This is a genomic window from Baaleninema simplex PCC 7105, assembly GCF_000332355.1.
GTDB classification, from domain to species: domain Bacteria; phylum Cyanobacteriota; class Cyanobacteriia; order Cyanobacteriales; family Geitlerinemataceae; genus Baaleninema; species Baaleninema simplex.
This window is the reverse complement of sequence record NZ_KB235962.1, coordinates 375610-396969: the sequence shown is the minus strand read 5'-3', so window position 1 is coordinate 396969 and position 21360 is coordinate 375610. Positions and strand designations below refer to the sequence as shown.

Below are 21360 nucleotides of genomic sequence, written 5' to 3'. Positions count from 1 at the left end.
ATTATCGTCTCCCCAACTTCCCCATCGCCAACATCGCCGTTCCATAGGCGGCTTCGGTTTGCGTCGATACCGTCACTGGAACTCCCAAGCGATGCTGACGCAATTTCGTCCACGCCGGGTTTTTCGCCCCACCGCCAGCGGTGTACACTCGCGTCAGCGGACTCGCCCCCAACTCCTGCAATAACTGGTATCCTCGAGCTTCAATGCGTGCCATACTATCGAGCAACCCGTGGAGAAACACCACAGCATCGTCGGGTTTCGGTTCTAGTCGCGGCGGGTACTGAGGATCGCTGAGGGGAAAGCGTTCCCCCGGTTCGCAAAGGGGATAGTAATCGAGAGGACTTTCTGAAGTGGGGATCTTTTCGCTCAACTGTTGCAACTCCGCCTCGCTGAAAAACTGCTTCAACACCGCTCCACCGGTATTCGACGCACCTCCGGCTAGCCACAGATTCCCCAAGCGATGGCTGTAAATTCCGTATTTTGCGGCGTCGATGCGGGTTGTGCTGAGGAGTTTCAACACCAACGTCGAACCGAGAGAGGTGACGGCTTCGCCGGGAGAATTTGCACTGCTGGCGAGAAAGGCGGCGATGCTGTCGGTGGTTCCCGCACAAACGCGACAGTTTGGGGAAATCCCGAAGCGGCGAGAAATTTCTGGGGTGACGTTCGCGATCGCCGTTCCCGGTTCGACAACGCGGGGGAGTTTGGGAGCGTTAAAGCTCAGCCATTGGGGATATTGGCAAATTTCGGGATCGTAACCGAGTTTGAGGGTGTTGTGATAGTCGCTGATTCCCAGTTGTCCGTGGAGGAGGAAACTCAGCCAATCGGCTTGATGGAGGAAATAGGTATTTGGGGAAGGGTTGAAGTGGCGGCGGAACCAGAGGAGTTTGCTAAAACTAGAAGTCGCACTGAGAGCGGGATGCTTGGCGGGGGCGATCGCTCGGACCTCCTCTGCAACGTCTTTTCCTCGGTTGTCGTTGTAGAGTAGCGGCTCGGTGATGGGGTTTCCGGCTTCGTCGCAGAGAAATACCGTCGCGGAGGTTCCGTTGAGGGCGATCGCTCTTAAATTTTGTCGAATTTCGGGGGGAATGCGATCGAGCAGTTCCCACAATCCCTGACGCCAAGTGTCGCAGGTTTGGGCGGTGAAGTCGATGCGGGCGTCGGCTGCGATGGTTTTCTGGGCGTCGAGGGCGATCGCTCTCGCCCCAGAGGTTCCGAAATCAAGTCCTAGGTAAAATGTCATCTTACAACCCGCCACTTTTGGCTACAGTAATTCCATCGACCACTCAAATAAGATTACTGCTAACTGGCGACTGGCGACTGGTGACGGGTGACTGGTGAAAGCGTATCTTGGAGTTGAGAGCCTGACGCTTCGCACCCCAAGCAAACCCCTCGATCGCCATGTCTGACATTGAAACTCGTTTGGGAGACTCGATCGCCCGATACCGCCAGCAAATCCTAGAGATTGCAGCCAAACATGGTGCGTCTAACATTAGGATATTTGGTTCCGTCGCCCGAGGAACCTCAACCGATGAAAGCGATCTCGATTTACTCGTCGATCTCGAGAGCGATCGAACCCTTCTCGACCAAATCGCCCTCAAACAAGACCTCGAAGATTTGTTAAATCGCCCCATCGACATCGCCGAACCCAACTGTCTTCATCCCATCGTCCGCGATCGCGTTCTTGGCGAAGCGATTCCGTTATGAAAGACGATCGACTGTACCTCGCCAACATTCGTGACTGTATCGATCGCATCGAAACTTACACCCGCAACGATCGCGCCGCCTTCTTCGCCAATCCTATGATTCAAGATGCAGTGATTCGCAACCTTGAAATCATCGGCGAAGCGACCAAAAATCTCACTCCCGAACTTCGTACCCGATACTCGGACATTCCCTGGCGACAAATCGCCGGTTTGCGCGATGTTCTCATTCATGACTATCTCAACGTCAACCTCGATCGCGTGTGGGGCGTTGTCGAACAAAACCTACCCCCTCTCAAACAGCAGGTTCTTGCGATCTTGGATGACATCTGAGTTCCCCGTGACCGATAATCTGGTGACGAACGAACTCGACATCGTATCTTGGACTTGAAAACCTGACGCTTCACGCCCCACAGTGACTTCTTCCCCTCTCAACTTCACCGTCGCCATCTGTACCTACAACGGCGAACGTCGTTTACCCCTGGTACTCGATCGCCTCTGTGACTGTGTGGCGGAAACCCCAGATTCCCTCACCTGGGAAATCCTGGTTATCGACAACGCCAGTACCGACAACACGCTGCAAGTTATCGATCGCTACCGCGACAAACTCCCCCTTCGCCGCATCTGCGAAACCCAACGGGGACTCGCGTTCGCCCGACACCGTGCCATATTAGAAGCGAAAGGGGAGTTCGTGGGATTCCTCGACGACGACAACCTCCCCGACGCCGACTGGATAACCCAAGCGATCGCCTTCGGACGAAACCATCCTAAAATCGGGGCTTACGGAAGTCGCGTCCTTCCCGAATACGCCGCGACACCCCCGAAGAATTTCCAACGCATCGCCCCCTTTCTCGCCATCGTCGATCGCGGAGTACAACCTCGGCTGTACCCTCCCGAAAAAAAACTACTTCCCCCTGGGGCGGGTTTAGTGGTTCGTCGCGACGCCTGGTTAGCCTGCGTTCCCGAACAGTTAGTTCTCATCGGAAGAACCACCCACAAAGCGATCGCCGGAGAAGACTTAGAAGCCTTGCTTCACCTGCAACAGTCGAAATGGGAAATTTGGTACAACGGAGCTATGCGAGTGCATCACCTCATTCCCGCCTCCCGTCTCCAACCCGACTATCTCCTCAATCTCATGGAAGGAATCGGCCTGAGTCGCTACCGAACCCGGATGTTGAGTTTCCCGGCGATCTTGCGTCCCCTCGCCCTCATCGCCTACTCCCTCAACGATCTCCGCAAAATCCTGCGCCACCTCATCCAATATAGACAAACCCTCGAAACCGATCTCGTCGCCCGCTGCGAAATGCGTCTGTACACCGCCAGTCTCTACAGTCCGATTCATTTCTGGCGAGAAACCCTCTCTCGTCAATCCCAACCCTAACTTTTCCCGCTTCACTGTCAATGTCTCCCCCCCTCTCCCCTTCTTCCCCTCTCCCCTTCTCCCCCTCTCCCCCTCCCGACTTCACCGTCGCCATCTGTACCTATAACGGCGAAACTCGTCTTCCCGAGGTTCTCGACGCTCTCCAGCAACAGGAAGGAACGGAGGAAATCGCCTGGGAAGTGTTGGTGGTGGACAACAACAGCGACGATGGCACGCCGGATGTGGTAAACCAGTATCGTAAAACCTGGCGGCGATTGCGATACGTTCGCGAACCGAAGCAGGGAACCGCTTACGCCAGACAGCGGGCGATCGCAGCGGCGAACAGTCCCGATTTGGTAGGATTTCTCGACGATGACAACATCCCGGCGTCTGACTGGGTGCGTCAAGCCTACGAGTTTGGCTGTCAACATCCCGAAATTGGGGCGTATGGGGGAAATATTCATGCCAAATTGGATGAAGAGCCGCCGGAGTATTTCGATCGCCTCAAAATCCTCTTAGCCGTGTACGATCGCGGAGATCGACCCTTTTGCTACGCCCGCGATCGCAAACCTCGCATCGTTCCCGCCGCCCCCGGTTCGGTGGTTCGCAAACAGGCTTGGCGGGATTGCGTTCCCCAGCGACTGCTGTTACAGGGACGAGATGAAAAAAACAAAACTTATATCGGGGCTTGTGAGGATTTGGAAACGCTTTTTTATATTCAAAACAGCCGTTGGGAAATTTGGCACAATCCCAAAATGACAGTGTTTCACCATATTCCTCCCCCTCGCCTCGAACGGGAGTATCTCCTCAAAATTTCTCGTACTTCAGGATTGTCAAATCACGCTCTGAGAACTGCCCGACTGTTTCCAAAACACCGTTTTTTAATGGTTTTCGCGATTCCATTTTATTGGATTTCAGATACCTTGAAATTAATTATTTTTTGGATAAGATATCGGCATCAGTTTTCAAAAAATATTTTTAAGGCTTGTGAATTTCAATCTCGTATCGGTCGATTTTTGAGTCCGTTTTTTATTATGTTTTAATTAAAACTCTATCGAGAGACGCTATGAAAATTGCTTACGTGACCATGTACGACGTTCTCAATCGCGAAAGCTGGCCGAAAACCCAGTTAGGAATGTGTCAAGCGGGGTATTCCATCGCCCAAAACTTAGAAATATTAGGCTGCGCGATCGCCTACGTGGGAGGACTCCGTAAAAAACCGTCGATCGTGACGAAATTAAAATGGGAATATTACCGGCGATCGCAAAACCGAGATTACTACCGCTGGGCGGAACCTGCGATCGTCAAAGATTTCGCCCAACAGATCGATCGCCAACTCCAAGATCGCGAGTTCGACGTGATTCTCTGCGGAGAAAATGCCCTTCCTCTCACCGATTTAAAAGTTTATAAACCGCTCGTTTTATGGACAGACGCACCCTTGGCGGCGTTAATTAATTACTATCCTTATTTAAGCAATCTCTGTCAAGAAACGCGAGATAATATTTATACGTTTGAAAAACGCGCTCTCGATCGCTGTCAGAGGGTAATTTACGCCTCAGAGTGGGCGGCACAAAATGCCATCGAAACCTACAACCTCCCCAAACACAAAGTTCGCGTCGTTCCTTGGGGAGCGAATTGGGACGTACCGACAACTCGGCGAGAAATCGAACTAGAAATTTCGCGGCGATCGAGTCAATCTTGTAATTTGTTATTTTTAGGTGTTGAATGGGATCGCAAAGGGGGGGAAATCGCATTAGAGGTCACTCGAAATCTCAATAACATGGGTTTGAACGCAACGTTGACGATTGCAGGAAGTCCGCCTAAATTGACCCTTCCTGAATTTGCCAAATACGTCGGTTATTTGAATAAAAATACAAAATACGGACGAGAAACATTAAAGATTCTCCTCGAAACTTCTCATTTTTTAATTCTTCCCACACAAGCCGAATCCTATGGCATGGTATTTTGTGAAGCTCACCAATTTGGATTACCTTGTTTGACCACAAACGTCGGTGGCGTTCCCTCGATCGTGCAACATGGAATTACCGGATTTACGTTTCCTAAAGATGCCGAAATTTCTCGCTATTGCGATGCAATTTTTAAAACGTTTAACGATTCGAGTGGATATTATAAAATGGCGATGGCTGCGTTCGATCGCTATGAAAAACTATTAAACTGGCAAAGTGCCTGTCAAACAGTCAAGGATATTTTACAAGAATTAATATAAACACCAGATCCCCGGCATCTCAAAGATGCCGGGGATCTAGCTCAATTTAGCAAAGCGTCTGTCAAACTTTAAATCTCAAAAAACTTAATAAAAATGCCAAATCTCGCCTATTTAACCGAATTCGATCTCACAAACTTTAATCCAAAACGCTGTCCGAGAGACAAACTAGGACATTGGGGAAAGTGCGATCGCATCTATCGCGCCTTAACCCATCCCAAAACCCCAATCTATCCCGTCGGAAATCTCGATAAAACCCGAGAACGTACCGCCATTCTTCCCAAGCTCAAACGCCGCGTTTATCAAAACTTATTCAAAACTCAATATTTCGCCTGGACAGAACCGCAATTCAATCGAAACTATGCCCAGCAATTTCAAAAAAAGCTGAATAAACTCAATACAGATATCGATATTATTTTGACTTCAGACAGTAACTCGATCGCCTATCTCGACAGTCCTAAACCCTTTGCAATTTGGACGGATACCCCCTACGCCGGACTCATCAACTTTTACCCAGCTTATCAAAATCTCTGTCGCGAAACCCAAAAACAGCTTTACAACATGGATCGATTGGCATTAAACAAATGCCAGTGGATTTTTTTTGCCTCGAATTGGGCAGCAAATATCGCCGTTCGAGCGTATAATCTTCCCCCCGAAAAAATTCATATCGTTCCCTTTGGTGCAAATTTCGACGTAAACCCTCAATTAAAAGACATCGAAGCGGCGATCGCATTGCGTCCGCAAACCCCCTCTCAAAACCATCCCTGTAAACTCCTATTTCTCGGTGTCAATTGGGTTCGCAAAGGAGGAAACCTCGCTCTCGAAGTTGCCAAAACACTCGATCGCCACGGAATTCCAACCGAACTGACGATCGCCGGATGTCGTCCCCCCAGAGAAACCTCTCTTCCACACTTCGTTCGCTGCGTGGGATTTCTCGATCGCACTATAGAAAGCGATCGTCAAACCCTCGATCGCCTGTTCGCCGAATCCCACTTCTTTATACTTCCCTCCACCGCCGAATGTTACGGCCATGTTTTTTGCGAAGCCAACGGGTTCGGCGTTCCCTGTCTCGCCAGCGATGTCGGCGGAATTCCCACGATCGTTCGCGACGGCGTCAACGGAAAAACCTTCCCCTTAGACGCCTCCCCCTCCGACTACTGCGACTTTATCGCCGAAATCTTCTCCACCCCCAACCGCTATCGCAGCTTAGCCTTATCCGCTTTCAACGAATACCAAACCCGCCTCAACTGGGATGTCGCAGCGAAGCAGGTTCGGGAGATTTTGATGAGGAGATGATGAGGTGGGGTAGGGTGTGTGACGCGGCCGAAAAATTCGGCTGAAATCCGGTTAATGGAATATTACCGCGTCACGCAACGCCTCTACATAACACCAATTAAACCGCTTTATTGGTCAACTGGGTGAGAACCTGGTTCGATCGCGTCACGAACTGCTTCATACCCTCTGCATCAAAACCTTTCTGAGACATCAACGCCAAATCGTAGACGTGATGACAAATCAAATTCGCCAACTCCGCAGACGGCGAACTTCCCTCAGAAACGATCGCACCCTGACTCAACGACGCCAAATTTTGAATCATCGGGTGAGACGTGTTGACGACCAAAATATGCTCTTCAGGAAACTCTGCTTTTTCCTGTTGCAACATCGCCGTCATATCCCGCAAGCGACGCATGGCTTCCGGTAACAACACCATCGCCGGAGGCGTACCTTGAGGATCGTCGGCTTTCAGCGATTCCGTCCGAATTGTCAATTTCGGCTTGTTCAACGCCTTCTCGAACAGTTCCTTAATCTGTTCGCTGCGGGTTTTGTTGGTGTTGGGATCGACGATTTCCGTATCTTTGTCTTGGCTGACGAGGTTTTCGTCGAGTTCCGAATCCACCCGAGAAAACTTCACCTCAGAGCGATCGCGTTCCAAATACCCGATGAAGTGAGTGTCGATGAACGAATCGAGATAGAGAACTTCCAAACCTTGGCTTTTGTGAAGTTCCACATACGTCGCTTGCGACACCGGATCGGTGCAGTAATACACCCGATTTTCGTGGCGTTTCTGATTGCGTTCGAGGTACTCCTCTAACGTGGTGTAAGACTCGCCATCGTAGACGATTCCACCTTCAGCCGAAACATCTTGCCACGCATCTCCTTCTGTTTCCACTTGAACGGTGGGTTTTTCCTCATCGCTACCGCTCAAATTCGCCGTCGTGCGATAAATCAGAATATCTTCGACTTGCTTTTTAAACTTCTCGTCGTTGATATATCCGAACTTGACAAAGGTTCCCAAATCTTTCCAGCATTTGACATACTGGTCTTTGTCTTCCTGATAGAGTTCTTTAAGGCGATCGGCGACTTTCTTCGCGATGAAATCGGCGATTTTACGAACCTTGCGATCGACCTGTAACGCCGACCGAGAAACGTTGAGGGGAATGTCGGGACTGTCGATGACGCCGCGCATCGGCATCAAGAACTTGGGAACGATTTCCTCGCAATGGTCGCTAACGAAAACCTGGTTGCAGAACAATTTAATATTGCCCTGGGTGACATCGACATCCGGTTTCAGTTTGGGGAAATAGAGAATTCCGTTAATCTCAAACGGGTAATCTGTTTTCAAGTGAACCCACAACAGCGGTTCGTCTTGGAACGGGTACAAATAGCGGTAAAATTCGAGATAATCTTCGTCGCTGAGGTTTTGAGGAGACTTGCGCCAAATTGCTGCTTGTTGGTTGAGAACTTCCCCCTCAAATTCAATGGGAACCGGCATGAAATCGCAGTAGGTTTTCACCAGTTGGCGAACGCGAGAAGATTCGAGATATTCCGTTTCCTCGTCTTGTAACGTCAGGGTCACGGTGGTTCCGACTTCAGTGCGATCGCTGTCCGTCAACTCGAATTCCGGCGAACCGTCGCAAGTCCAGTGAACCGCCTGTGCGCCATCTTTGTAAGAACGCGTATCGATTTCGACAGTTTTGGCCACGATGAACGAGGAATAAAACCCGAGACCGAAATGGCCGATAATCGGTTGGTCTGCGCCGCCTTGATATTTTTGCACGAATTCTTCGGCACTGGAGAAGGCGACCTGGTTGATATATTTTTTCACCTCGTCAGCAGTCATCCCGATTCCCGTATCGGTGACGGAGAGGGTTTTCTTATCTTTATCGACGGTAATGGTAATTTTAGGATTGTCCGTGTCGCCGTCGTATTCTCCCGCAAACGCCACCATTTTTAACTTTTCGATCGCATCGACGGCGTTGGAGACGAGTTCCCGCAAGAAAATCTCATGTGCGGAGTAGAGAGATTTCTTGATAATCGGGAAGATGTTCTCGGTATGGATTGTAATGTTGCCTTTCTCGAGGACAGTCATAGTACCGTTAGATGAAGGTAAACGTTGCTTCGATCTTTATCTTCTGGGATTTTCGGCCGTTGAGCTTCAGGCGTTCTCCGTCCCCATCGATTCGGTTTTCCCCACCTTTTCCTTAAAACGAGGCGATCGCTGCGTTAGGTGTCGGCGTGGCTGGGAGGGGAAGACGGAAGATCGATGTAGAGGTGAGACAGTCCGGCTTCGGCGATGCGATCGAAGACGTATTGCTTTTGGTCGTCATCGAAGACGCGATCGAAGCGATCGGACTTCTGCGGTTGAATGGCTTGAGAGACTTTATGCTTCCATTTTTCGCGATCGCGCAACAGCGACGCGGAAGTCGTTTGGTAGTTCGTCAGCATACTCGGGTCGAAGGGAACCCCCAAAAACTCGCAGAGGGGAACGAGAACGGCTTCGGGATCGCAGACGAGGTCTTCGTAACGCACTAAATAATGATTCTCTTTTTGAGAATAGGTTAAACTCCGCTGTGCCGTTTCGATCCAGCGATCGACGCAGTAGTCTAAACTACTCGCACCTTTCCACCACTTCGGATACTGACGAGACACTTCGTACATCGACGCCGCAACTTCCGGTCCGTTGCGAATAATATGAATGACTTTTGCATTGGGAACGTAGCGTTCGATTTCGTCGAGATGGTCGATATGTTCGGGCGTTTTTTCAACAATAACGCTTTTTTGAGATTCCCAGGCTAAATCGTGAAGCAAGCCAAAAAATACGCGCGTATACCACCCAATTAAACCCACTTTAGGCAACCGACGAGCCATCTCAGGTCGGTTGAGGTCTTCGATCAAAAAAGCTTCGAGAACGGGGTAGAGTTGTCGGGAAACAATTTTGTATTTTTTACGCCTCGGTTCTCGATGGGGTTGCAAAAAAATAAAATACTTCGTTTCTGGAAACGACATAATTTTCGGATGAGCCGCCAATAGACTTTGGAGCAGTGTCGTCCCCGATCGCGGACAGCCAACCACAAATACTGTGGGTTTTGCTTTAAGAAAACTTAACATCAAGATCCGAATTTTTCCCGATTTCAATTTATATAATTGCACGTAAGATCGTGGAAGAGTGCATCTTTTAACCTTAACTCCAAGATCTACAGCGAGATCCGAAGAGAACGTGCGAACTTCAACTTGTTTTCTGCCCGCATGACCTTAACGTCTGTCATTATCGCCAGCGATCGCGACGAGATCTCCCTTCTCCACGAGACCCTCGACTCTGTTTTACACCAAACGATCGCCGAGCAGCTCGAAGTGATTCTTCTCCACCGGAAAACCGAGGATAACGGTTCGGACTGGCTCTCCACGATCGACGACTCGCGCGTGCGCGTGGTGTCTGCGGGAAACCGCGATCGGGTCAGTTGTTGGAATCTCGGACTTCGAGAAGCCTCGGGAGACACCATCGCCTTCATTACAGTCGGCGATCGCTGGACTCCGGACAAACTCGAACGCCAACTCGACGTCCTCACCAACCATCCCGAGGCGGAACTCGCCTACAGTTGGGTCGAATTCGCCGACGAAACCCTCACCTGGAAAAACCGCCACCAGGAACTTCAGGGGAACCTCTGGCCGTACCTGCTGGTGTGGGATTTCCTCGAAACCCCCTCCAATCCCCTCGTTCGCAAAACCGCCTTCAACGCCGTGGGAGAGTTCGACGAAAACCTCAACACGGCTGCGGTATGGGATATGGGGTTGCGGTTGGCCCGTCAGTTTCCCTTCGCCTGCGTTCCCCACGTCGATGTGGTTCGTGGAGACTGGGGCGATCGCGACTTGCAGCAGTGGGAAACCGACCGTCTCGCCGTTCTCGATCGCGCCTTCGCCGGAGAAACCGAATCGATTCAGTCGCTCCATTGGAAAAGCCAGACCAATCTCTACAAACATCTGGCATACTGGGCGTTTCGCCGTCCGTTCGTTCCCAAAAACCGCGAACTCGCCTCTCGCTATTTGCGCTATCTGGCCGAGAGCGATCCGGCATTTCGGGACGAATCGGAGTTCGTCAGTGCTGCCCTTCTCGCCGCCAACTCGGACTTAGACGAAAATTGGTTGGCGGGGGTGGGAAAAACCTTCGATCGCAGCTTTTTTCTCGAGGCGATCGCGCGATCGCCCTACCCGAAAATCTCCGTCGTCGTCCCAGCTTACAACTGCGAAACGACCGTCAGAGCGACCCTCGACTCCCTCTTCAATCAAACCTTTAAAGACTTTGAAGTTCTCGTCGTCGACGACAGTTCCACCGACGACACCCTCAACGCCGTCAAAGCGATCGAGGATCCCCGCCTGCGGGTGTTTTCCTATCCCAACGCCGGCCCCGCCGCCACCCGCAACCGAGGCTTCAACCACATCCTCGGACAATACGTCTCCTTCATCGACGCCGACGACCTCTGGACGCCAGACAAACTTGCAGCGCAACTCGAAGCCTTGGACGCGAACCCCGACGCCGCCGTGGCCTACAGTTGGACTGACTACATCGACGAATCGGGACAGGTTCTCAGACCGGGAAGCCACCTTTCCGTCAGCGGCGACGTGCTGTCTCACTTGTTGCTGGCAGATTTCCTCGAAAACGGCTCGAACGCCCTCATCCGTCGCGACGCCTTTGCCGCTGTCGAGGGGTTCGACGAGTCGTTTACCGTCGCTCACGATTGGGATTTGTTTTTGCGTCTGGCGTACCGCTACTTTTTCGTTTGCGTCGAAAAAGCGCAAATTCTCTATCGCCTCACCGCTGCTTCCGTTTCCTCTAAGGTCGTCCGTCAAGAACAGTTCTGTTTGAAAGTCCTCGATCGCGCCTACCACAGCGCCCCCCAAGCCTTTCAGTCCCTGCGATCGCAGAGTTTGACCAACCTGTACCATTACCTCACCTATCGCGCCCTTCAACCCCCCTGGACGGCCGAAACCTGCCAAGCCGTCGTCGGCTTCGTCGAAAAAATCCTCCAGTACGACCTTTTCGCCTCCGAATACAGCCCGCTTTTAGCCGATATCGCCGCCGCCGCCACCGCTCACAGCGTATTACCTCACGCGATCGCCCAGCAACTTTACCCCGACACCGATCCGGGGTTTCGTACCGAAGATCTGTTTCAATACACGCGATCGCGCCCCTATCCCGCGATCTCGGTGATTATCCCAGCCTACAACGCCGAAGACACCATCACAGAAACCATCGACACCGTTTTACAACAAACCTTTACAGATTTTGAAATTATCGTCATCGATGACGGATCGAGCGATCGCACCGTCGAAGTGGTAAAAAGTATCGACGACCCGCGCGTCAAGGTGTTTTCCTATCCCAACGCCGGCCAAGGCGAAAGTCGCAATCGAGGCGCCTGTCACGCCCAGGGAGAATTTTTCGCTTTCCTCGACGCTGACGATCTCTGGACGCCCCACAAACTCGAGGACTTATATAATGCGATCGTCAAGTGGAAGCTGCCGAACGACCCCGAACGCTGGCACGAAAACCGCAAACCCGCCGTCGCCTACAGTTGGGTCGATTGGATCGACGAAGACGGCAAGCACCTCGCACGGGGATGCGACTATAGTTGCAACGGGTACATCTATCCCAAGCTGCTGCTGAGTGACTTTATCGCAGGCGGCTCGAACGTTTTAATGTGGCGGGGGGCGTTTTACCAAGTTCGGGGATTCAACCCGGATTTCCCGCCGGCCGAAGATCGCGATATGTGGCTGCGTCTGGCGGAAAAATTCCATTTCGTCGCTGTCGAAAAACCGCATTTGCGTTACCGTCAAGTTCCCACCTCCCAATCGGCCAACGTCGAACGCATGGAGCGATCGCAGTTACGGGTACTCGAAGCGGCCTTTCGTCGCGCCCCGACGCAACCGCCCTTTGTCGAACGTCCCGATCTCCTACCGGACTACCAGAAACAAACCTACGCGAACTCGTATAAATACCTGACGTTCAAAGCCCTCGACGGCGAACCCACCCAAGCCAGAGGTCAGTTAGCCGCTCGCTTGTTTTGGACGGTATTGAAAAACGAGCCGCAGTTGTGGCAAGAGCGATGGTTCGTCTTTAAACTGTGGTTGCGAATTGGAGCGACGGCGTTGCTTCCCCCAGCCTGGACGCAGCGAATTCTCGATCGCTTCGCCACTTTTCCCAAACTGCACTCGGATCTACTGCGCTATACCCGCATGGAAATTTCCTAAGCCGCGATGTTGACTCAACCGCTTTCTCCTCTCAAACGCTTTATCGAGCGACAGTTTCGTTGGCAAGACGTCACCCGTAGCGGTCGCGGCTCGCTCTCGCGACTCAAGGCGAAATGGCAAACTCGCCTCGCTCGCTGGCGGTGTCGGCTCGTTCCCAAATCTCAACGCGATCGCGCTTACCTAGAACTGGCTCGCTCCGCTCGAGATCGGCAAAACTGGCCCGAAGCCGAGACCGCTTATCGCTTGGCGATCGCCTGCAATCCCAAGCAAGCCGAAGCCTATCACGGTCTCGGCGACGTGCTTCAACAGCAAGGTCGAACAGACGCCGCCGCGACCGCGTACCGCCAGGCGATCGATCTCGACCCGAACTTTCCCTGGTCTCACAACAATCTCGGCGATCTCCTCAGAGATGCGGGAAACTGGAAAGACGCCGAAGCCGCCTATCGAAAAGCAGCACGACTCAACCCCGACCCCTCCAGCTGTATCAGTTGGGAAAACCTGGGGCAAATGTGCCAACAACAACAACATTGGGAAGACGCCGTCGCTGCTTACCGAGAAGCGATCGCTCGCAATTCTCAAGACGTGGCGTTTTCGAGTCGTTGCAACCTCGCCGCCGCCTTACGCCAACTCGGACGAGACGAAGAAGCCGCAGAGGTTTACCTCGACACCATCGCCATCGATCCCGCCTATCCCTGGTCGTACCACTTTTACTTCTGGAAAACGCTAAAACAGGCGGAAAAACTCGAGGCGGCCGTCCAAGCCTATCGTCACGCCATCGATCGCGCTCCCGACGACCTTAACGTTAACGTTTATTTGAACCTCGGAGAAGCCCTCACGCGCCAAGATAAAGTTGCCGAATCCCTACCCTACTATCGAACGGCGACCCAGCGGTATTTAACTAAAATTGCACCTTCGTTTCTAGAAGACTATGGCGATCGGGCAACGGTTCGCGGTCCCGACTTTATCGTCCTCGGGGCGCAGAAAGCCGGAACCAGTTCTCTGTATTACTACATGACAAAGCACCCGCAAATTCTGCCCACGATTAAAAAAGAAGTTGAATTTTGGTCGTGGAAATTCAATCGCGGTCTCGATTGGTATCTGGCACATTTTCCCCCGACCCCGGACGATGGCAGTATCTTAACCGGAGAAGCTTGTCCCGGCTATCTCGATTTTCGCGAAGCCGCCGAACGCTTACGGGAAGTCTTTCCCGACATGAAAGCGATCGTTCTGTTGAGAAATCCCGTCGATCGCGCCATTTCTCACTATCACCACTGGGTTCGGCGCAACCAAGAGAGTCGAGATTTACCGACGGCGATCGAGCGCAAAATTGCCGATCTCGAACAAAAAGGGCATCCGTGGAACCAACACGGAAATTACGTCGCTAGAGGAATTTATGTTGAATTTCTCCGACACTGGCAACGTATATTGTCTCGAGAGCGACTGCTCGTCCTTGAAAGCGAGGCGTTTTATACCGATCCATCCAGTACGTTGGAACGAGTCGATGCATTTTTAGGATTGCCTCATCACCAGCTACAGAATTACAAAAAATATAATTCTGGCTCTTATTCTCCTGCCGATCGTGAGGTTCGCCAGCGACTGCAAGAATACTATCGTCCTTACAACCAGCAACTTGAAGACGAGTTCGATTTATCCTTTAGCTGGACTCGTTTGTAGTTCGTGTGTTTGGTCTTTCCAGATGTACCAATTCCGTCGAGATAGTCAATTGAAATTAAACTTATATCTAAAATTGATAGTTTATCGCATAGCGGCGATCGTCGAGAATATGTTACCTCGCGATCGCGGAGTCAGTCGTTCGCCTTGGCTGGCCGAAATTGCGAAACTTAAAACAGAGTTCGGACAACTCGACGCCGCTATCTTCGCTTACCGACAGTACCTTCAAAACAATCCTGACGATTCATCTGCTTATCACGCCCTCGGCGACCTTTTTAAGCAGCAGGAAAAGTGGACAGATGCGGAAAAGGCTTATCGACAGGCGATCGCCTTAAATCCCGAGTTTTTCTGGTATTATCAAAACCTTGCCGATATTTTACGACAACAACAAAAGTTGTCAGACGCCGAGACTGCTTATCGACAGGCGATCGCCTTAAACTCCGAGTTTTTCTGGTCTTATCAAAACCTCGCCGATGTTTTACGACAACAGGAAAAGTGGTCAGAAGCAGAACAGGAATATAAACAAGCAATCGCCTTAAACTCCGAGTTTTTCTGGTCTTACCAAAACCTCGCTGACGTCTTGCAAAACCAAGAAAAGTGGACGGAAGCAGAGAAAGCTTATCGAGATGCGATCGCTCTCGATCTCGACAGTGTTGAATCCTATCTCGGACTCGGAGAAACTCTAGATCGACAACAGAAATTCGAGGCTGTTATTCCCATCTATCGAACAGCAAATCGTTTGCGAGTCGAACGACGCTATCCTCATTTAAATGGCGATCGCACGAGTTGGAAAGCCCGACCTCATTTTATAGCGATCGGATGTCAAAAAGGAGGAACTACATCTTTATTTTACTATCTAGAACAGCATCCTCAAATTTTGCTATCTGTAAAAAAAGAAATTCAATTTTGGTCGTTAGAATATAACCGAGGCTTAGACTGGTATCTTTCTCATTTTCCCGAACTTCCGAGTGACGGTTCGATTTTAACCGGGGAAGCCAGCCCAACTTATTTAGATTTTCCAGAAGCCGCTGAGAGATTGCAAAAGTTTTTTCCAGATATTCGGCTGATTTTGCTTCTCAGGAATCCCACAGATCGCGCTATTTCACATTACTATCACTGGTGCAAAAAAGGAAGAGAGTCTCGAGATTTAGAAGAGGCAATTTTACAGCAAATTGAAGATTTTAACACAAAAAATAGTGGATTTAAATCAAAAGACAACTACGTTGTCAGAGGAATTTATGTAAAAAACATCCAACCTTGGCTAGAAAAGTTCAGAGAAAATATTTTAATTCTTAAAAGTGAGTCTTTTTATAAAGATACCGATCGAGAAATCACAAAAGTCTGTGATTTTTTAAAAATTTCTTCATTCAATCTAAAACAAAAAAAGATTTATAATTCAGGAAATTATCGAATTAAAAACACAAAAATTAGAAAATATCTTAATGATTTTTATAAACCCTATAATTTAGAATTAGAAAAAATACTCGAATCCTCATTTAATTGGGACTAATCGACGAGCAAAACAGTAAATAACATGAAAAACACCTTGCTATTTATAATTCAACTCTGGCGAATTCGTCTAGCCTGTACTTTAAAGATCGCTCCAATGCGATCGCAGATCGAATTAGGAAATTTGTGGCTCGAGTCTAACCAGCAAGATCGCGCTATTTCTGCCTATCGACGCGCTCTCCAAAATAGCTGTAAATCTAGTCAAACGTACCATGAACTTGGAGATGCTTTTTATAAAGTCCAACAGTGGAGCGAGGCGGAAACCGCTTACAAACAAGCGATCGCCCTCGACGATTCCTTTTTTTGGTCGCATCAAAGTCTAGGAGATGTCCTCGTTCAGCAAGAGCGATGGAACGAAGCAGAACTCGCTTACAAACAAGCGATCGCCCTCGACGATTCCTTTTTTTGGTCGCATCAAAACCTGGCGAATGCTTTCAGTCAACAAAAACGATGGAAAGACGCCGAACTCGCGTACCGACGAAGCCTAGAACTGCAACCAGATTTACTTGAAAGTTACGAAAAACTTGCCACAGCGATCGCAGAACAAGAGCGCTGGAACGAAGCCATCCCTATTTTTATTCAAGGTATCGTCAAACGCCTTCAAACGTCAAATGAAGGAGATCGAAAAGACTGCGATCGCTTGATTCAATGTCAGACCGAACTGGAAGAAGGGGTCGCGACTTGGGAAACCCATCAAACACTACTGAGCATTTTAGGACAGAAAAAACAATGGGACGTTGCCGCGATTGTCTTTTGGCAAGCGATCGTAGAATATCCTACGCGATCGTGGTGGAAGTGGCGTTACGAACGGCTTTGGAACTTAACAGAAAAACAGAAAAAACTAAACAGGTTTGAAGTAATTTTTCGTCAAAATTTAGAATCCGATCCCAACCCTCTCGATAACTATCTCAACTTAGCCGAAGTTTTGACGCGTCAAGGCAAACTCGACGAGGCGATCGCCTGCCACCAACAATGCTCTAAACAAGAAATTCTCAGGCGTTATCCCGAACTTCCGCCCGAAACTTCCTTTCATCCGTCCCATCCAGACTTTACAATTATTGGATGTCAAAAGGGAGGAACGACATCTTTATACTACTACCTAAACGAACACCCAAATCTCTTCTTGTCGTTAGACAAAGAAATTCATTTTTGGTCGTTTAACTATAAAAAAGGAGTACAGTGGTATCTCGCACATTTTCCAGCCGTACCTTGTGACAAACCGCTCGTCATGGGAGAAGCCAGCCCCACCTATTTAGAATTTCCCACAGCTCCAGAGCGAATGTACCGAGAGTTTCCCAACATGAAACTTATTGTATTATTGAGAAATCCCGTCGATCGCGCCATCTCTCATTATTACCATTGGGTTCGCCTCAACAAAGAAACGCGGCCGCTTGAAGTCGCCCTAACCGAACAGCTCGAAAACGCTTTAACCGTTGAAAAACCCGCACAAATCCGCAACCACTATATCGCACGGGGGTTATACCTAAACTTCTTAAAAAAATGGATGAAAATTTATCCCATCGAACAGTTTCTCGTTCTAGCGAGCGAAGCTTTCAACGCCGATCCAAATACCATCGTACAAACCACCCACCAATTTTTAGGCGTGCCTCAATACCCCTTGAAGACCTATAAAAAATACAACAGCAGTACGTATCGATCGAATCACACAGAAATTCGGCAAAAGCTGGCAGAATTTTATCGTCCCCACAACCAAAAGCTCGAATCGTTCCTAGGCACGACCTTCAATTGGTCGTAACCCACCCGTTACCTTCCCGACCTTCATGCGTACCCGTCAGCTCCTACAATTTGAATCTCAGCGCGTCATCCACCTCGGACGGGCGATGCGTATCGTCTGGGAAAGCGGCCCCATCTGGACGATCGCCCGCACCGCACTGACGATCGTTCAAAGCTGTCTTCCCATCACGCGCCTTTACATTATGAAACTGCTCCTCGATGCCATCACCGGTGGCTTCGACGCGAGCAATCCCGAAGCAGCCTTTGCCAAAGTCGCTCCTCTCGTCATCGCGATGGGGGTCGTCAACCTCACCGGCGCGATGTTGAGTTCGATCTCGACCCTCGTTAACCAATACCAACAGCAAGTCGTTTCCGATCGCCTCCTCGAAATCATCCACGACCACGCCCTCAACGTCGATCTCGAACACTACGAAAACCCCACCTATTACGACATCCTCGAACGGGCCCGCAGCGAAGCCAACGGCGTCCCCCTGCGACTGCTCAACCGCCTCCAACAAGTTGGCAGTAACCTCGTCCAACTCGCGACGATGGGCGCGACACTGCTAACGTTTAACTGGTTAGTCGCGATCGTCCTGTTCGTTCCCGTGATCCCGAGAATTCTCGTACGCGTTGCCTTCGTCCGAGAAATTCACCGCTGGTTGAAAAAACGCACCGCCACCCAACGGGAAGCCGGATATTACAACAGCCTCGTTCTCAACGACCAGCACGCCAAAGAAATTCGCCTGTTCGACCTGGGCAAACTCTTTTCCGATCGCTTTCGGCGGTTGCGGTGGCGGTTGCGGAAAGAACGCTTAGAAATTACGTTTCGCCGCACCACCGCCGACTTCTTTACCACCTTAATTTCAGTCGTCGCAACTTGGGCCGTCTACGCCTACATCGCCTACCAAACCGTTCAAGGTAACATTACCGTCGGCGATCTCGTCCTTTACAACCAAGCCTTTCGCAAAGCCTACGATGCTCTTTGGAACATTCTGCAAGGCGTTGCCGGACTGTACGAAGACAACCAATATCTGTCGTACTTATTTGAATTTCTCAGCATCAAACCCAAAATCGTCGATCCCCCCTACCCCAAACCCGTTCCGCGTCCGATGCAAAAAGGACTGGCCTTCGAGAACGTCGATTTCCATTACCCCGGTAGCGAACGGCAAGCCCTGAAAGACATTTCTCTAACCCTGCAACCGGGGGAAGTCATCGCCTTAGTTGGCGAAAACGGTTCGGGCAAAACGACTCTGATCAAGCTGCTCTGTCGGCTGTACGACCCAGACGGCGGACGCGTGACCCTCGACGGCATCGATCTCCGCGATTTCACCGTCAAAGACTTGCGGCAGCAAATTAGCGTCATTTTCCAAGATTACGCCAAATATCACCTCACGGCGCGGGAAAACATTTGGCTCGGGAACGTGGACTGTCCCGCCGACGACGAACGGATCGTGGCGGCCGCTCGCCGTGCTGGAGCCGATGAAGTCATTCAAAGTTTGCCTCGTGGCTACGATAATATTCTCGGCAAGCGGTTCGAGACCGGTGAAGAGTTGAGTATCGGTCAGTGGCAAAAAGTCTCGATCGCCCGAGCGTTTTTGCGGAACTCCCAAATTATCGTTCTCGACGAACCCACCTCCGCCCTCGATCCGAAAGCGGAATACGAAGTCTTTAAGAAGTTTCGAGAATTGCTACAGGGTCAGTCCGCCGTTTTAATTACTCACCGACTGTCTACGGTCAGAATGGCCGATTGCATTTACGTCCTCGATAAAGGACGCATCGTCGAAAGCGGGCCTCACGAAGTTTTGATGGAACGCCAAGGCATTTACGCGCGACTGTTCGAGACACAAGCGCAAAACTATCGGTAACAGTGCGATCGCGATCGAGCTAGCGCAACAGGACGCGGAAACAGTCATGGTTTTAATCTCAGTGGTGATTCCGGTTTACAACGGCGAAGCGACGATTCGAGCGACGATCGCGTCCGTTCTCGACCAAAGTTTTCGCGATTTCGAGCTAATTGTTATCGACGACGGCTCTACCGATAACACCGTCGAGATCGTCAAAGCGATCGCCGATCCGAGAATTTCCGTGTTTTCCTATGCCAACGCCGGACAAGCGGAAAGTCGCAATCGCGGCGCGAAGTTAGCCTCGGGAGAGTTTCTGTCGTTTATCGACGCCGACGATTTATGGACGCCGGACAAACTCGACGCGCAACTTCAAGCGTTGAAAGATCGTCCCGACGCTGCGGTGGCCTACAGTTGGACTGCACACGTCGATGAAGGCGATCGCTTTTTTCGCCACGGTCCGCGTCTGAGTTTTGAAGGGAACGTCTACGAGAAACTGATAATTAACGATTTCGTCGGAAGTGGGTCGAACGTCCTCGTTCGCAAATCGGCGTTTTTCGACGTAGGGGGCTTTGAAACCTCGTTTCCTCCTGCCGAAGACTGGGAGTTGTGGGTACGTTTGGCGGCCAAGTATCAGTTTGTCGTCGTACCGAAAGCGCAGATTCTCTATCGGACGTTGACGCGATCGGCATCGTTTAACCTGGCGAAGATGGAAGCCTCGAGTTTGAAAGTCATCGATCGCATTTTTCAAGACGCCCCAGAGTCCTTAAAACAGTTCGAACCCCTGTGTTTGGGACATCGGTACAAATATCTCACGTATAAAGCCCTCGATCTGACCCCCGAACGAAAACGGGCGCGATCGGCGTTTCGGTTTTTAGCCTTGGCCTTATATTTCGATCGCGACTTATGGCGGCGGCGAGTCGTCTGGAAAGTGCTGCTGCGGACGACCGCCACACTCTTGTTCCCCGAATCTTGGATGCGTCGTCTCGTAGATCGGTATCCCAAACCGTTCGATATCGAAGCACTCCTGATTCATATGCGCTTTCCCGACGACGTTCGATAGTCCTGTTTTCCTGACAGAACAACCGCATTCACTCCATTTGTAGCGTGTGCAATGCCCACCACACCCTACATTTAGTGTGGTTAACGTTTAATTGCTTAAGTCCAGCCTGACCAACACCGCGAGCCGCTCCGGGGGCGATCGATGATATGATGAGAGACTGGGCGTTTTGTGTCCGAGCGCCACTCGATCGCAGAGTTGACGATAATTTAACTCAGGAGAATAGAAATATGGCTCGCAGATGCCAAGTGACCGGAAAAAAAGCCAATAACGCTTATGCGGTGTCTCACTCTCACCGTCGTACTAAGCGTTTGCAAGAAGCGAATTTGCAATGGAAAAAAATTTGGTGGCCTCAAGGCAATCGCTGGGTGCGTCTGCGCCTATCGACCAAAGCCATTAAAACCATCCAACGTAAAGGTCTGGCGGCCGTTGCCAAAGAAGCTGGAATCGACTTGAACAAGTTTTAAATCGAGCCGAAAACGACCGATTTTAAGCCAGCCAGCATCAATCGAACCGGGTTTTACGATCGGTGAAGCCCGGTTTTGCTGTTACAGAACTTTCCTAGAAAGGGCTTGCTGAAAAGAAGTGAAAAGCTTACGGTGTAAGGCTTAGAGGAGTCTTGACGTGGCTTCGAGAACCCGAAAAAGAGGTAAAATTGGAAATTCCCGTGCATCCGGCAAGAAAAAATGTATCGAAAATCACAAAATCCTGACGCGCCCGAAGAAGCCTTTGAACTT

General features: G+C 50.5%; 16 protein-coding genes. 13 read left to right on the top strand and 3 right to left on the bottom strand.

Annotated features, from left to right (window positions below; genetic code table 11):
* Window position 1: 1 nt before the first annotated feature.
* Window positions 2-1240: an FGGY-family carbohydrate kinase gene (locus GEI7105_RS0127045; protein ID WP_017663487.1), complete on the bottom strand. Its 1239-nt coding sequence runs from the start codon at window positions 1238-1240 to the stop codon at window positions 2-4.
* 158 nt (window positions 1241-1398) lie between these two features.
* Between GEI7105_RS0127045 and GEI7105_RS0127035 the strand changes: the two genes are divergently transcribed.
* From GEI7105_RS0127035 to GEI7105_RS0127010, 6 genes are all read left to right on the top strand, one after another.
* The gene (locus GEI7105_RS0127035) at window positions 1399-1704 is read left to right on the top strand and encodes a nucleotidyltransferase family protein (protein ID WP_017663485.1); all 306 of its coding nucleotides are present in this window, start codon (window positions 1399-1401) and stop codon (window positions 1702-1704) included.
* Entirely contained in the window at window positions 1701-2033 is a 333-nt protein-coding gene (locus tag GEI7105_RS0127030; protein WP_017663484.1) for a HepT-like ribonuclease domain-containing protein, read from the top strand. Before GEI7105_RS0127035 ends, GEI7105_RS0127030 begins: the two co-directional genes overlap by 4 nt.
* Before the next feature lie 82 nt (window positions 2034-2115).
* Window positions 2116-3081 (top strand): hormogonium polysaccharide biosynthesis glycosyltransferase HpsE, encoded by a 966-nt coding sequence (gene hpsE / locus GEI7105_RS0127025; protein WP_017663483.1) that lies wholly within the window; start codon window positions 2116-2118, stop codon window positions 3079-3081.
* Window positions 3082-3101: 20 nt separating this feature from the next.
* Window positions 3102-4103, top strand: coding sequence for a hormogonium polysaccharide biosynthesis glycosyltransferase HpsE (hpsE, locus tag GEI7105_RS0127020; protein ID WP_017663482.1), 1002 nt, complete (start codon window positions 3102-3104; stop codon window positions 4101-4103).
* Window positions 4104-4126: 23 nt separating this feature from the next.
* Window positions 4127-5287 (top strand): glycosyltransferase family 4 protein, encoded by a 1161-nt coding sequence (locus GEI7105_RS0127015; RefSeq protein WP_017663481.1) that lies wholly within the window; start codon window positions 4127-4129, stop codon window positions 5285-5287.
* 93 nt (window positions 5288-5380) lie between these two features.
* Window positions 5381-6580, top strand: coding sequence for a glycosyltransferase family 4 protein (locus tag GEI7105_RS0127010; RefSeq protein ID WP_017663480.1), 1200 nt, complete (start codon window positions 5381-5383; stop codon window positions 6578-6580).
* Between the two features lie 97 nt (window positions 6581-6677).
* On the opposite strand, the gene htpG is transcribed toward GEI7105_RS0127010, so the two are convergent.
* The gene (htpG, locus tag GEI7105_RS0127005) at window positions 6678-8654 is read right to left on the bottom strand and encodes a molecular chaperone HtpG (protein WP_017663479.1); all 1977 of its coding nucleotides are present in this window, start codon (window positions 8652-8654) and stop codon (window positions 6678-6680) included.
* 134 nt (window positions 8655-8788) lie between these two features.
* The gene (locus GEI7105_RS32775; RefSeq protein ID WP_144054071.1) at window positions 8789-9673 is read right to left on the bottom strand and encodes a sulfotransferase family protein; all 885 of its coding nucleotides are present in this window, start codon (window positions 9671-9673) and stop codon (window positions 8789-8791) included.
* Window positions 9674-9811: 138 nt separating this feature from the next.
* On the opposite strand from GEI7105_RS32775, the gene GEI7105_RS34080 reads away from it, so the two are divergent.
* From GEI7105_RS34080 to rpmB, 7 genes are all read left to right on the top strand, one after another.
* Window positions 9812-12808: a glycosyltransferase gene (locus tag GEI7105_RS34080; protein WP_017663477.1), complete on the top strand. Its 2997-nt coding sequence runs from the start codon at window positions 9812-9814 to the stop codon at window positions 12806-12808.
* A gap of 6 nt (window positions 12809-12814) precedes the next feature.
* A complete protein-coding gene (locus tag GEI7105_RS34075) occupies window positions 12815-14482 on the top strand; it encodes a tetratricopeptide repeat-containing sulfotransferase family protein (protein ID WP_017663476.1) in 1668 nt (555 codons plus the stop codon).
* A gap of 22 nt (window positions 14483-14504) precedes the next feature.
* On the top strand, window positions 14505-15989 hold the full coding sequence (locus tag GEI7105_RS0126980; protein WP_083862568.1) for a tetratricopeptide repeat protein: 1485 nt from the start codon (window positions 14505-14507) through the stop codon (window positions 15987-15989).
* Window positions 15990-16013: 24 nt separating this feature from the next.
* The gene (locus GEI7105_RS0126975; protein WP_083862566.1) at window positions 16014-17744 is read left to right on the top strand and encodes a tetratricopeptide repeat protein; all 1731 of its coding nucleotides are present in this window, start codon (window positions 16014-16016) and stop codon (window positions 17742-17744) included.
* Between the two features lie 25 nt (window positions 17745-17769).
* Window positions 17770-19587: an ABC transporter ATP-binding protein gene (locus GEI7105_RS0126970; protein ID WP_017663473.1), complete on the top strand. Its 1818-nt coding sequence runs from the start codon at window positions 17770-17772 to the stop codon at window positions 19585-19587.
* A gap of 46 nt (window positions 19588-19633) precedes the next feature.
* Window positions 19634-20626, top strand: a complete 993-nt coding sequence (locus tag GEI7105_RS0126965) for a glycosyltransferase (protein WP_017663472.1) — start codon at window positions 19634-19636, stop codon at window positions 20624-20626.
* A 227-nt stretch (window positions 20627-20853) separates the two neighbouring features.
* Entirely contained in the window at window positions 20854-21090 is a 237-nt protein-coding gene (gene rpmB, locus GEI7105_RS0126960) for a 50S ribosomal protein L28 (RefSeq protein WP_026097996.1), read from the top strand.
* Window positions 21091-21360: the final 270 nt, after the last annotated feature.

Bases quoted from the DNA above. Each gene is read 5' to 3' on its own strand.
- GEI7105_RS0126980 (WP_083862568.1), top strand. From the start codon at position 14,505: ATGTACCAATTCCGTCGAGATAGTCAATTGAAATTAAACTTATATCTA.
- GEI7105_RS0127045 (WP_017663487.1), bottom strand. From the start codon at position 1,240: ATGACATTTTACCTAGGACTTGATTTCGGAACCTCTGGGGCGAGAGCG.
- GEI7105_RS0127035 (WP_017663485.1), top strand. From the start codon at position 1,399: ATGTCTGACATTGAAACTCGTTTGGGAGACTCGATCGCCCGATACCGC.
- GEI7105_RS0126970 (WP_017663473.1), top strand. From the start codon at position 17,770: ATGCGTACCCGTCAGCTCCTACAATTTGAATCTCAGCGCGTCATCCAC.
- htpG (WP_017663479.1), bottom strand. From the start codon at position 8,654: ATGACTGTCCTCGAGAAAGGCAACATTACAATCCATACCGAGAACATC.
- GEI7105_RS0127015 (WP_017663481.1), top strand. From the start codon at position 4,127: ATGAAAATTGCTTACGTGACCATGTACGACGTTCTCAATCGCGAAAGC.
- GEI7105_RS0127030 (WP_017663484.1), top strand. From the start codon at position 1,701: ATGAAAGACGATCGACTGTACCTCGCCAACATTCGTGACTGTATCGAT.
- rpmB (WP_026097996.1), top strand. From the start codon at position 20,854: ATGGCTCGCAGATGCCAAGTGACCGGAAAAAAAGCCAATAACGCTTAT.
- GEI7105_RS0126965 (WP_017663472.1), top strand. From the start codon at position 19,634: ATGGTTTTAATCTCAGTGGTGATTCCGGTTTACAACGGCGAAGCGACG.
- GEI7105_RS34080 (WP_017663477.1), top strand. From the start codon at position 9,812: ATGACCTTAACGTCTGTCATTATCGCCAGCGATCGCGACGAGATCTCC.
- GEI7105_RS32775 (WP_144054071.1), bottom strand. From the start codon at position 9,673: ATGTTAAGTTTTCTTAAAGCAAAACCCACAGTATTTGTGGTTGGCTGT.
- hpsE (WP_017663482.1), top strand. From the start codon at position 3,102: ATGTCTCCCCCCCTCTCCCCTTCTTCCCCTCTCCCCTTCTCCCCCTCT.
- GEI7105_RS0126975 (WP_083862566.1), top strand. From the start codon at position 16,014: ATGAAAAACACCTTGCTATTTATAATTCAACTCTGGCGAATTCGTCTA.
- GEI7105_RS0127010 (WP_017663480.1), top strand. From the start codon at position 5,381: ATGCCAAATCTCGCCTATTTAACCGAATTCGATCTCACAAACTTTAAT.
- GEI7105_RS34075 (WP_017663476.1), top strand. From the start codon at position 12,815: ATGTTGACTCAACCGCTTTCTCCTCTCAAACGCTTTATCGAGCGACAG.